Raw genomic sequence first — 10,336 nt, forward strand, 5'->3', positions numbered from 1 at the left:
CAACGACAACGACAACGACAACGACAACGACAGCGTACCCGGGATCTCGGTCACCACATCAGTTCGGATCGCACCCAGGGGCGTCGCCGCTTCAGCCCTTACCCTTCGGGTCCTTCGCGACCGGCGTGCCGCTCGGCGCCGGCGTCGGCACCGGCGCCGCCGGGCGCTTGTCGCCGCAGGGCACATAGCCGGAGATCGAGGGGCGTCCGGCGGCCAGGGCACGCTCCAGCGATTCGCAGATGGTGCGCATCACCTTGACCCGCGCATAGGGCTTGTCGTTGCCCTCCACCAGGGTCCAGGGGGCGTGCTGGGTACTGGTGCGTGCCACCATCTCATTGACGGCCTCTTTATAGGCCGGCCATTTCTCGCGATTGCGCCAGTCGTCCGCGGTGATCTTGTAGCGCTTGTAGGCGGTTTCCTCCCGGTCCTGGAAGCGCTTGAGCTGCTCGTCCTGGTCGATATGGATCCAGAACTTTAGGAGCACGATGCCGCTGCCGACCAGTTGCTCCTCGAAGCGGTTGATTTCGGAATAGGCGCGGCGCCATTCCGTATCGCTCGCGTAGCCCTCTACCCGCTCCACCAGGACCCGCCCATACCAGGAGCGGTCATAGATGGTGATATACCCGGCGCGCGGCACCTGCCGCCAGAAGCGCCACAGATAGTGATGCGCCTTTTCCTCATCGGTGGGGGCGGCGACCGGAATGGCGCGGTACAGGCGGGCATCAATGGCGCTGGTGATGCGGCGAATGGCCCCGCCCTTGCCGCCCGCGTCCACCCCCTCGAACATCAGTACCGTGGAGCGCTTGGCGTTATAGGCGTGCCAGGCCAACTCATTGATCTCCTTCTGGAGTTCGGTCATCCGCGTCTTATACTTGGGCGTCGGCAGGGATTTGGACAGGTCGAGCTTATCCAACACGGTGATCTGGGCCTGGGCGCCGCTCGGCATGTCCGTATTGGCGGTGCTGGTGCCCTGGTCCGGTACGCCGGGGTTATTCAGGCGGTTGCGGATGGCGTGCAGCAGGGTCTTGCCGACCGTGAGATCCCGGTAGCGCGGGTCCTCCGCCTCGACCAGATGCCAGGGTGAGATACCCTGGTCGGTGTGCTGTACGACGCGCTCGGCGACCTGCTCGAAGACCCGGTAGTGCTCCGAGAACTTGGCCTTCTGCGGCATCATCTTCCAGCGGCTGCGATCATCCCGGGACAGGGCATTGAGGCACGCCTTCTGATTCTCCTCGGACATATGGAACCAGAATTTGACGATCAGGGCGCCGTCCTGGATCAGCATCCGCTCGAATTCGACGATCCGGTTCAACTCCGCATCCAGTTCCGCATCGCTGCAGTGCCCCTGGAAGCGGTGTTCGATCGGGGCCGCGTACCAGCCGCCGAACAGGATGGTGATGTCACCGCGCGGCGGCAGGGTGCGCCAGAAGCGCCAGTAGCGGGGGCGGGCGCGCTCCTCGTCGGTTTCGTCCCAGAAGGCGAAGGTCTGCACGCCGCGGGTGTCCAGCCACTCATTGAGCCGGTTGACCACCTCGCCCTTGCCCGCCCCTTCCACCCCGGAGACCAACACGACCACCGGGATATTGGTCTCGCGCAGCTCACGCTGGGCCTCCAGGAGCAGGGTGCGCAACTCCTCCTGCTGCCCCTTGAAGTCCTCTTTACTGACGGTACGCCCGACTTTGGTCGCTTCGAACATGGGGGCTTGATTCTCATTGGTTGAATGGTAGCGATACGCAGGATTCGGACCAGACCGAGCGGACTCGACCGGAAGAGTTTAGCCCACGGCCGAGGGCACGGGGGTTCCAGCGATTGCGGGCGCGTCCGGCGGCCTCGCCGCAATGGCGGGGTGGATCCTGTGCAAGGTCAGGCTCGACCCGTGGGTGAGGATCACGCGCACGGCAATGACTCAGATCCAGTGTGTCGGGCCATCGTCTGCGGCACGGGCACCGCTCAAGCGCCTGACGCTGCCTTGGGCGGATGTTCCTCGGCACCAATCGACCTTTCCAGGGTCCGCGTCGCGGCTGCCGTGGCAGCCTCCCGCAGAACGCGTTTCTTCTCGCAGTCGGCAAACCTTGTCAGGACTTGGCGCATCAGCGTCTGATAGCCCAAGCCGTTCAATTGGGCGATCAGCTTGAAGTCCTCAATCAGCGACTTTTGGAGCCGGATCGAGATCGGTTGCAGCGCCAAGGCGTCATCAATTGCTACTTCGTCTGAGGTATCCAAGAGGGCCGCAAAGTTCGGATCGGAACCAAGTTCACGGTTGTCCCAGGCGTCCTCGGTTCCCGCAATCTTGCCATTGGGATTCATTGGCTTGCCTTGTATGGTGTAGGGTATAGGGTATAAGCCTGCGGCTAACCGTATCGCTGATAGATGCTTCGCTCTACGGGATTGGGGTCGTAGGCCGTTCGGATGATCACGTCTCCATCCTTCGGAATGAAGACCACTTTAAGCAGGCGGCCATAATCTGTCTCGGCCAGGAACCAGCGGGTTGGCGGGTCCGTCCGGTGCTGTTCGCGCTCGTCCAAGAGATACCGCCCGGAGCGGTTGGCGAAGCATTGAAGAATCTCCTCCTCACTGACCGGCGGCGTTTTTCCGGCCAGCTTCTCGCGTACACTTGACGACAATACAAGAGCCATTGGACTGTTTCTCCTCAAGAAATTTTACTTATTTCCATGAGGGGAAATAATGCTCGCATCCCTGCGAACCCCCGGTGCGGCAAGGCATAACAGGCTCGACAGATAAGATTGTATATACAACCCCGGGATGATGTCAAGCCTGGGAATCCGGCAGCAGCCGGGCCGGGCCTCAGACGAGTTGGTTCGTCGGTCGCGGAATGGGTCGCGGCCGCCCCTGCGCATCTACCGCCACGTAGACGAAGACGGCGTGGGCCGCGTGGCGGCGGCTCTTGGGGTCGGGCTCGCCCTGGGCCCAGACATCGACCTCGACGCTGATGGAGGTGTTGCCGATGTGCACCATACGGGCGTGCAGTTCCGTCAGGTCACCCACCAGCACCGGGGTGACGAAGCGAAACTCCTTGACCGCCACCGTGGCCACCCGCCCCTGGGCCGCCTCGATCGCGATGGTACTGCCGGCCACGTCCGCCTGGGACATGATCCAGCCGCCGAAGATGTCGCCGTAGGCATTGGTGTCGGCCGGCATGGCGACCACGCGGATCGCCAACCGCCAGGCGTCCAGGCGCCGGGGTTGGGGTTGGGTCGGGTCGCTCATGGGCGCATCCCGCGGGGGCGCTCGCGAAGGGGCAGGGGCTTCAGGTTCGGCGTCATCAGTTCGTCCTCATTGATCCGGGGCCGCTCGCCGGCCGGTTTAGCGGATCATCGCATATCCGGCGAGGCTGGTCAGCCGCCACGGGCCGCAAGTGCGGACCAACGATTGATCCGGTTTTTCCGGCCCAACGCCGGGGCAGGATGCCCCGGCTCCCGGGCCGCAAGCGCGGACCGACGATTGATGCGGCTGCCCATCGACGTTTTACCCTACAATGTGCGCGAGACCGTCGGTGAGCCGTCGCGATCGGGGCCCCGGTTACCTGGCCGCGGGCGCGGGGTCCCCGGGGTTCGCGTTGGCGCGGCCGCGTCGTCCGAGGGGTCGCTCCGTCTCCCGCTGTCCCGCCCGTGCGGCGGTTGGCGTGCGGGGGCTAAATCATCCGTGAATATGAGGCTAAGTGCGCGTATGTCATCCGAAAAACCGAGGGTCTGGAATAGCGGGGCGGTGATGGTGGGGGTGGTTGCCGTGGGCGTTGCCGCCGCCCTGGTCTACATCCTGATCAACAAGTTTGCGCCGATCGCGGCCCCGGCCGATCCCGCCGCCATGGCGGCGCGGCTCCAGCCGATCGGCAAAATCAAGGTGGCCCCCCCGCCGGCCCCCGTGGTCCCGGCGGCGCCGGCCGCTGACGCCGCGGCCCCGGCCGCCACTGAGGTCACCACCCCGGCACCGGCGTCCGCCGAGGAACCGGCCGCGGCGGCCGTGGATGAGCCCGCACCGGTCCCTGCCGCGACCGAACCGGCGGCGTCGGACGCAACGCCGGCCGTCGTCGCGGCGCCGCCGACCCTGGAAGAGGCGGCCGTGACCACGGCCCTGGAGCCGCCGGTGACGGGGGCCAATCCGCTGTTGCCCGCGGCTGACGCCTCAGGCACGCCCGCTACCCCGGCGGCACCGGTTGTGGCCGCCCCGGTTGCGGCACCCGCCCCGGTCGTGGCACCCGCCCCGGTTGCGGTACCCGCCCCGGTCGTGGCACCCGCCCCGGTTGCGGCACCCGCCCCGGTCGTGGCACCCGCCCCGGTTGCGGCACCCGCCCCGGTCGTGGCACCCGCCCCGGTTGCGGCACCCGCCCCGGTCGTGGTCGTGCCGACGCCGGCCCCAACGCCGACTGGGACCGCGGTCGTTCCCGCGCCCGTCGTGGCCGCGCCCGTCCCGGCCGCCGTCGTGCCGGCCCCGGTCGTCGCAGCGCCCGCGCCGGTCGCGGCCCCCGTGGTCAAGGCCCCCGCCGCCAAGGCTGCGCCCCCCGCGGCACCGCCGCCCGCGAACTGGTCGCCGGCCGCGCTACTGCCCTGGAATCGCACCCCCGCGTCCGGGCATTGACCGCCCGACAGCCGCAAGGCCGCCGCTGATGCGGTGACCATCGTCGGCGGGGCAAGGCTGCCCCGCCGGTGCCTGGCCGGCTCGCCCAGGCCGACCACGGCCGCAGCCTCGAACCTCTGAGTCGGCGGTCAGCGCCGCCCGGGCGAACGCTTCACCGGATCCGTACGCCAATGCCGCCGGAGCCCTCGGAACTGCCGAAGGAGTCCCACTCGGTGGACCAGGAGCGCCCATCGCCCCAGGGTTGCGGCCGTTGGGCCGGTGCCGGGCGGGCGCCATCGTCGCAGGCGCCGGTGCCCAGCGCGCGCCGCAGGCGCTCGATCACGTCCGCGGCCAGCCTGGGGTTGCCCTTGGCCTCGTAGTAGCAGGCGATCTCCAGCAGCTTGGATTTGGCGAGCAGGGTCTGCTCGGTCCCGAAATGCTGTTCCGCGAGCTTGAGATACAGGTCCGCCGCCAGGTGTAGCCAGCCCTCCGCGTGGCGCTGCAAGGCCATGCGCAGCATCAGGTCGCGGGCGGCGCTGTCGGGGTCCCCGGCGCCCGCGCAGCGGGCCTCGGTCCCGGCCGGGGCGCGCCGCGAGCGGGGCTCGATCCACGCCTGGGGGACCCAGGCCGGGGCCTGCCCATCGGTGCTCAGAACCTCGGTGATCAGGGAGGCGACAACCTCCAGGAGCGCCAGGTCGCACTGAGGGGAACGCTTGTGACTGGGCCTGCGCTGCGCCGCCAGCACCCCGATCGGCAGATAGTCGCGCACGATGGGCACCACAATGAAGGCGATCTGCTCGGGCGGCAGCGCATCCGCGGCCGCGTCGGCCGGCGCGGCGTCCAGGCTGGCAGCCAACACCGGCTCACCGGCCGCAAAGACCCGCCCGCACACCCCCTCGCCGATCGCGTAACGGCCCTGTTCGAGTTCGGCCGCGGTCAGGCCGTGGGCGTAACGGATATAGATCTCGCTCGCGGCCGGGTCCGCGAGCATTACCCTGCCACGCATCAGGCCGCCGCGCTCGTCAAGGTAGCGCAGGATGTCCTGGATGCGCGACTCCGCGTCGTCGCCGCGCGAAACGATGTGGGCAATGTACTGAAGTTCAAGAAGTTCAGTGCCTGGAACATTATTTTGTTTTGCTGTGCTCACGGTCTACTCCAATTAGCCGGTGGACGCTAACATTGAAATTCGCGGATTCCGAGACGCTCAAGGGCCCGCCGGCGCGGGGCCTCAAGGTCTGGCGCCGATCCGGGCGCATTTCCGCGTGAATTCCCCCGCCGCTACCTACCAAGGCTGCGTCATCCCTCGGAGTCGGCGGGACCTTCACACTGGAGTCTAGGCAAGAACAGGACCGCGTTTTGCGTTGGACTTCAAAGATTTGCTCTCCGGCTTGCAAAATGGGTCTCAATTTGCGAAAAACCGAACAATCACAGTCGGTTTACGCTTGGCCGAGCGGGCCGGACGGGCACCCCGCCGGTGATCGGACGCGACCTACCGTTCGAGCGGTTGATTCGCCTTGCGCGAGGTATTGACCCGGGCTGTCACGAACTGACGCCCCGGGTCACTGACCCAAGAGGGCGGACCGGCGACGCAGCCATGAACGAGGCCCGCCAGGTTGTGTAAGTCTGAGAGAACGGTTTATGCCCGGGGCGATCTAGGCGAGAATGGGGACCTTGGTACCCTCGGTGCCGGGCATCGGGGGCTCGCCGACACCGCGCAGGAGTGGCGACCCGCGCCGGCAACGAGTTCAGTGTTCTGGAAGTCACGATTGACAAAACAGTAGGATAGCCGCGACATGCTGCTGATGATCGACAACTACGACTCCTTCACCTACAACCTGGTCCAATACCTGGGGGAACTGGGTGCCCAGGTGCGGGTGGTGCGCAACGACGAACTGAGCGTGGCGCAGGTCGCGGCCCTGGCCCCGGAGCGCATCGTGATCTCGCCCGGTCCCTGCACCCCCAACGAGGCGGGGATCTCGGTGCCGCTGATCCAGGCGATGGCCGGGCGGGTGCCGATCCTGGGGGTCTGTCTGGGGCACCAGTCAATCGGCCAGGCCTTCGGCGGGCACATCGTCAAGGCGCGCCGGATCATGCACGGCAAGACCTCGCCGATACACCACGCCGCGCAGGGGGTGTTCAGCGGGCTCGCGAGCCCCTTCGAGGCGACCCGCTACCACTCGCTGATCATCGCGCGCGACGGCCTCCCGGACTGTCTGGAGGTGACCGCCTGGACGCTCACCGAGGACGGCCAGCCCGACGAGATCATGGGCGTGCGCCATCGGGACCTCCCGATCGAGGGCGTACAATTCCATCCGGAGTCGATCCTGACCCGGTACGGGCATGACCTGCTCAAGAATTTCATCACGGGGTGCTGAGCGCAATGGATATCAAGGCGGCCATCACCTCCTGCGTGGAGGGCAAGGACCTGGATCTGCGCCAGATGACGGCGGTCATGCGCACCATCATGACCGGCGGGGCGACGGCGGCCCAGATTGCCGGCTTCCTGATCGCACTAAGGATGAAGGGCGAGTCGGTCCCGGAGATTGCGGCGGCGGCGGGGGTGATGCGGGAGCTGGCGGCGGGGGTGGACATCGCCGGGCTCGCGTATCCGGTCGACATCGTCGGTACCGGGGGGGACGCCAGCGGCACCTTCAACGTGTCGACCACGGCCATGTTCGTCGCCGCGGCGGCCGGCTGCCATGTGGCCAAGCACGGCAACCGCTCGGTGTCGAGCAAGTCCGGCGCGGCGGATGTCCTGGAGGCAGCGGGGGTGCGGCTCGACCTCACCCCGGCGCAGGTCGGGCGCTGCATCCGCGAGGTCGGGGTCGGATTCATGTTCGCCCCCGGTCACCATGGCGCCATGAAGCACACCAGTGCCCCCCGGCGCGAGCTGGGGGTGCGCACCCTGTTCAACGTCCTGGGTCCCCTGACCAATCCCGCCGGCGTGCCGAACCAATTGCTCGGGGCCTTCAGCGAGTCGCTGCTCGTGCCCCTGGCGGAGGTGCTGCAACGCCTGGGCAGTCGTCACGTCCTGGTGGTCCATTCCAGCGACGGTCTGGACGAGATCAGCATCGGCGCCGAGACGCAGGTGGCCGAACTGAAGGACGGTGAGATCCGCTGCTATCAGATCAGTCCGGAGGACTTCGGGCTGACCCGCGCCGGGCTTGATGCCATCCGGGTCCAGGACCCGGCCGGCAGTCTGGCCATGCTGCGCGGCGTGCTCGCCAACCAGCCGGGCGCGGCCCGCGCGATCGTCATGCTCAACGCCGGTGCCGCCATCTATGCCGCGGGTCGGGCCGACAGCCTGGCGGACGGGATGCGGCGCGCGGACGAGGCGATCGGCAGCGGTGAGGCGCAACGCCGCTTCGACCGCCTGGTGGCACTGACCCGGGACCTGGATTCGGCGCACCCGTGAGCCGCTCCAACCGACGGGACCTCCTGGTGGTAACAACACAACAGGCCGCACCCTCCCGTTGCCTGGCGCACCTGTACCGAGGATGAGCATGGCAGATACCCCCAATATCCTGAAAAAAATCTGTCACCGTAAGGTGGAGGAGGTCGCGGCCCGGGCGCAGCGTCTGCCGCTCGCGACACTGACCGCCCGGCTGGCCGAGGCCTCCGCACCCCGCGGCTTTGCCGCCGCCCTGAGCGCCCGGGTCCAGGCCGGCGAACCGGCCGTCATCGCCGAGATCAAGCGCGCCAGCCCGAGCAAGGGGGTGCTGCGGCCGGACTTCCACCCGGCCCAGATCGCCGCGAGCTATGCCCGCGGCGGGGCCGCCTGTCTCTCGGTGCTGACCGACATGGACTTCTTCCAGGGCTGTGATGCCTATCTCGAGGAGGCCCGCGCCGCCTGCACCCTGCCGGTGCTGCGCAAGGACTTCATCATTGACCCCTATCAGGTCTATGAGGCGCGCCTCCTGGGCGCCGACTGCATCCTGCTGATCGCCGCCTGTCTGGACGACCGGCGTCTGGCGGATCTGAACGCCCTGGCCTTTGAACTCGGCATGGACGTCCTGGTGGAGGTTCACGACGCCGCGGAACTGGAGCGCGCCCTGGCGGTCCCGGGGCCCCTGATCGGCATCAACAACCGCAATCTGCGGACCTTCGAGGTGAGCCTGGAGACCACCCTCGGGCTCCTGGCCGCGGTGCCCGCGGACCGCCTCCTGGTGACCGAGAGCGGCATCCTGGGCGCCGGGGCCGTGGGTCTGATGCGCCGCCACGGGGTCCACGCCTTCCTGGTGGGGGAGGCCTTCATGCGCGCCCCCGACCCGGGCGTTGAATTGGCCCGGCTCTTTTTCGGCCGATGATCCGCGTATCCGTTGCGACCCTCGCGCGTCGGAACCGGCGCCCAGGCCGGCGCCCGGGCGCCGGATGCAATCCGTCAGGGCACCCCCATGAGCACCTATGACACCGACTTTCATGACTGGATCGAGGAGCAGTCGGCGTTATTGAAAACCGGACAGCTCGCCCAGTTGGATGTCCCGCACCTGATCGAGGAATTGGACAGCATGAGCGCGCGCGAACGCCGCGAGTTGATCAACCGGCTGGCCCTGCTGCTGGCGCACTTGCTCAAATGGCACTATCAGCCCGAGCGTCGCTGCACCAGTTGGCGCTTGACGATCAACGAACAGCGGCGGCAACTCGCCTTGCTGCTGGAAGACAGCCCCAGCCTGGCGCAGCGCCTGCCCGAGTTCCTGGCGCGCGCCTACGAACATGCCGGCCGTGCCGCGCTGGAGGAAACCGGGTTTTTCAAGTCGCCGTTCCCCGAGCACTGCGCATATCGAATGGCCGACATTATGGACGAGGGGTATTGGCCCGGGGGGCGCGACTAGCTTGAGGGCCTGCGCCCATGTAACCGTTCAGGCTAAATCCGGCAATTGCTCACAAAGAGACAAAGAACACAAAGAAAAACAGATCACTGAAGGCGTTGGGCCGATCACCGCCCAGGTGACCTCCGCGACCGACATATCGCTTTGAAAATCTCTGTGATCTTTGTGTCTCTGTGAGAGAAATGCTCTTTCCGGGTTCAGCTATCAATCCGTTTTTCGCCCGGGCGGGACCCGCCATGCATGCCACTGCCGACCTCTACCATCGGGACTTCCACGCCTGGATCGCCGGTCAGGCCGCGCTCCTGCGTCAGGGGCGGGTCCAGGAGATCGACCCGCAACTGCTCGCCGAGGAACTGGAGGCCATGGGACGCCGCGAACGCAACGAACTGGTCAGCCGTCTGATCATCCTCATTGCCCACCTGCTGAAGTGGCAGTACCAGCCCGAACACCGCACCTCCAGTTGGCGCGGTTCCATCGTCGAACAGCGCGTGCAGGTGGGTCGGGAACTGCGCTTGAGTCCGAGCCTCAAGGGCTTTCTTGCCGAGGCGATCGACGATGCCTACCCTGATGCGCGGCACATTGCGGTCACGGAGACCGGGATTGCCGAGTCCCGGTTTCCCGCGTGCTGTCCGTACCCGGCGGCCGCGATCCTGGACGAGGATTCCTGGCCCGGCTCCCCGTCGGCGTGAGGCCCAGCGACGAGAGTCCCGATCCGGGTCGGCGGCCTCGGTAGCGGCAATCGTTGATCGCAGCGGTCGCGACGGTATTCGTTGCTAGCCCGCTTGGGGGCTTGGTCGCCGCTCGCCACGCCGCACCCGCGGTTTCAACCGGCCGATCCTGCCGGGTGCGATCAGAACTGATGTGGTGACCGAGATCGCGGGTACGTTGTCGTTGTCGTTGTCGTAATCGAATAATCCGACCACGATTACGAC

11 protein-coding genes are annotated in these 10,336 nt (G+C 67.1%); 6 read left to right on the forward strand and 5 right to left on the reverse strand.

Going from position 1 to position 10,336, the window contains the following annotated elements; genetic code table 11:
* Positions 1-91: 91 nt before the first annotated feature.
* From pap to QZY48_RS21110, 4 genes are all read right to left on the reverse strand, one after another.
* Positions 92-1,696 (reverse strand): polyphosphate:AMP phosphotransferase, encoded by a 1,605-nt coding sequence (gene pap / locus QZY48_RS21095; protein WP_295434860.1) that lies wholly within the window; start codon positions 1,694-1,696, stop codon positions 92-94.
* 254 nt (positions 1,697-1,950) lie between these two features.
* Complete coding sequence (locus QZY48_RS21100) at positions 1,951-2,307, reverse strand: hypothetical protein (protein ID WP_295434861.1); 357 nt, start codon at positions 2,305-2,307, stop codon at positions 1,951-1,953.
* A 44-nt stretch (positions 2,308-2,351) separates the two neighbouring features.
* On the reverse strand, positions 2,352-2,636 hold the full coding sequence (locus QZY48_RS21105; RefSeq protein WP_295434863.1) for a hypothetical protein: 285 nt from the start codon (positions 2,634-2,636) through the stop codon (positions 2,352-2,354).
* A 169-nt stretch (positions 2,637-2,805) separates the two neighbouring features.
* Positions 2,806-3,228 (reverse strand): acyl-CoA thioesterase, encoded by a 423-nt coding sequence (locus QZY48_RS21110; protein WP_295434864.1) that lies wholly within the window; start codon positions 3,226-3,228, stop codon positions 2,806-2,808.
* Positions 3,229-3,687: 459 nt separating this feature from the next.
* On the opposite strand from QZY48_RS21110, the gene QZY48_RS21115 reads away from it, so the two are divergent.
* Positions 3,688-4,596, forward strand: a complete 909-nt coding sequence (locus tag QZY48_RS21115) for a hypothetical protein (RefSeq protein WP_295434866.1) — start codon at positions 3,688-3,690, stop codon at positions 4,594-4,596.
* 151 nt (positions 4,597-4,747) lie between these two features.
* Here the strand turns inward: QZY48_RS21115 and QZY48_RS21120 are convergent, their stop codons facing one another.
* Positions 4,748-5,722 (reverse strand): GAF domain-containing protein, encoded by a 975-nt coding sequence (locus QZY48_RS21120; protein WP_295434867.1) that lies wholly within the window; start codon positions 5,720-5,722, stop codon positions 4,748-4,750.
* Between the two features lie 646 nt (positions 5,723-6,368).
* Between QZY48_RS21120 and QZY48_RS21125 the strand changes: the two genes are divergently transcribed.
* The 5 genes from QZY48_RS21125 (at position 6,369) to QZY48_RS21145 (ending at position 10,093) form a co-directional block, all read left to right on the forward strand.
* Positions 6,369-6,950, forward strand: coding sequence for an aminodeoxychorismate/anthranilate synthase component II (locus QZY48_RS21125; RefSeq protein ID WP_295434870.1), 582 nt, complete (start codon positions 6,369-6,371; stop codon positions 6,948-6,950).
* A gap of 5 nt (positions 6,951-6,955) precedes the next feature.
* A complete protein-coding gene (gene trpD / locus QZY48_RS21130) occupies positions 6,956-7,990 on the forward strand; it encodes an anthranilate phosphoribosyltransferase (RefSeq protein ID WP_295434872.1) in 1,035 nt (344 codons plus the stop codon).
* 88 nt (positions 7,991-8,078) lie between these two features.
* Positions 8,079-8,882 (forward strand): indole-3-glycerol phosphate synthase TrpC, encoded by an 804-nt coding sequence (gene trpC / locus QZY48_RS21135; RefSeq protein ID WP_295434874.1) that lies wholly within the window; start codon positions 8,079-8,081, stop codon positions 8,880-8,882.
* 87 nt (positions 8,883-8,969) lie between these two features.
* Positions 8,970-9,407, forward strand: coding sequence for a DUF29 domain-containing protein (locus tag QZY48_RS21140; RefSeq protein ID WP_295434875.1), 438 nt, complete (start codon positions 8,970-8,972; stop codon positions 9,405-9,407).
* A gap of 233 nt (positions 9,408-9,640) precedes the next feature.
* Complete coding sequence (locus QZY48_RS21145) at positions 9,641-10,093, forward strand: DUF29 domain-containing protein (protein ID WP_295434877.1); 453 nt, start codon at positions 9,641-9,643, stop codon at positions 10,091-10,093.
* Positions 10,094-10,336: the final 243 nt, after the last annotated feature.

This window comes from uncultured Thiodictyon sp. (assembly GCF_903828115.1).
Taxonomy (GTDB): domain Bacteria; phylum Pseudomonadota; class Gammaproteobacteria; order Chromatiales; family Chromatiaceae; genus Thiodictyon.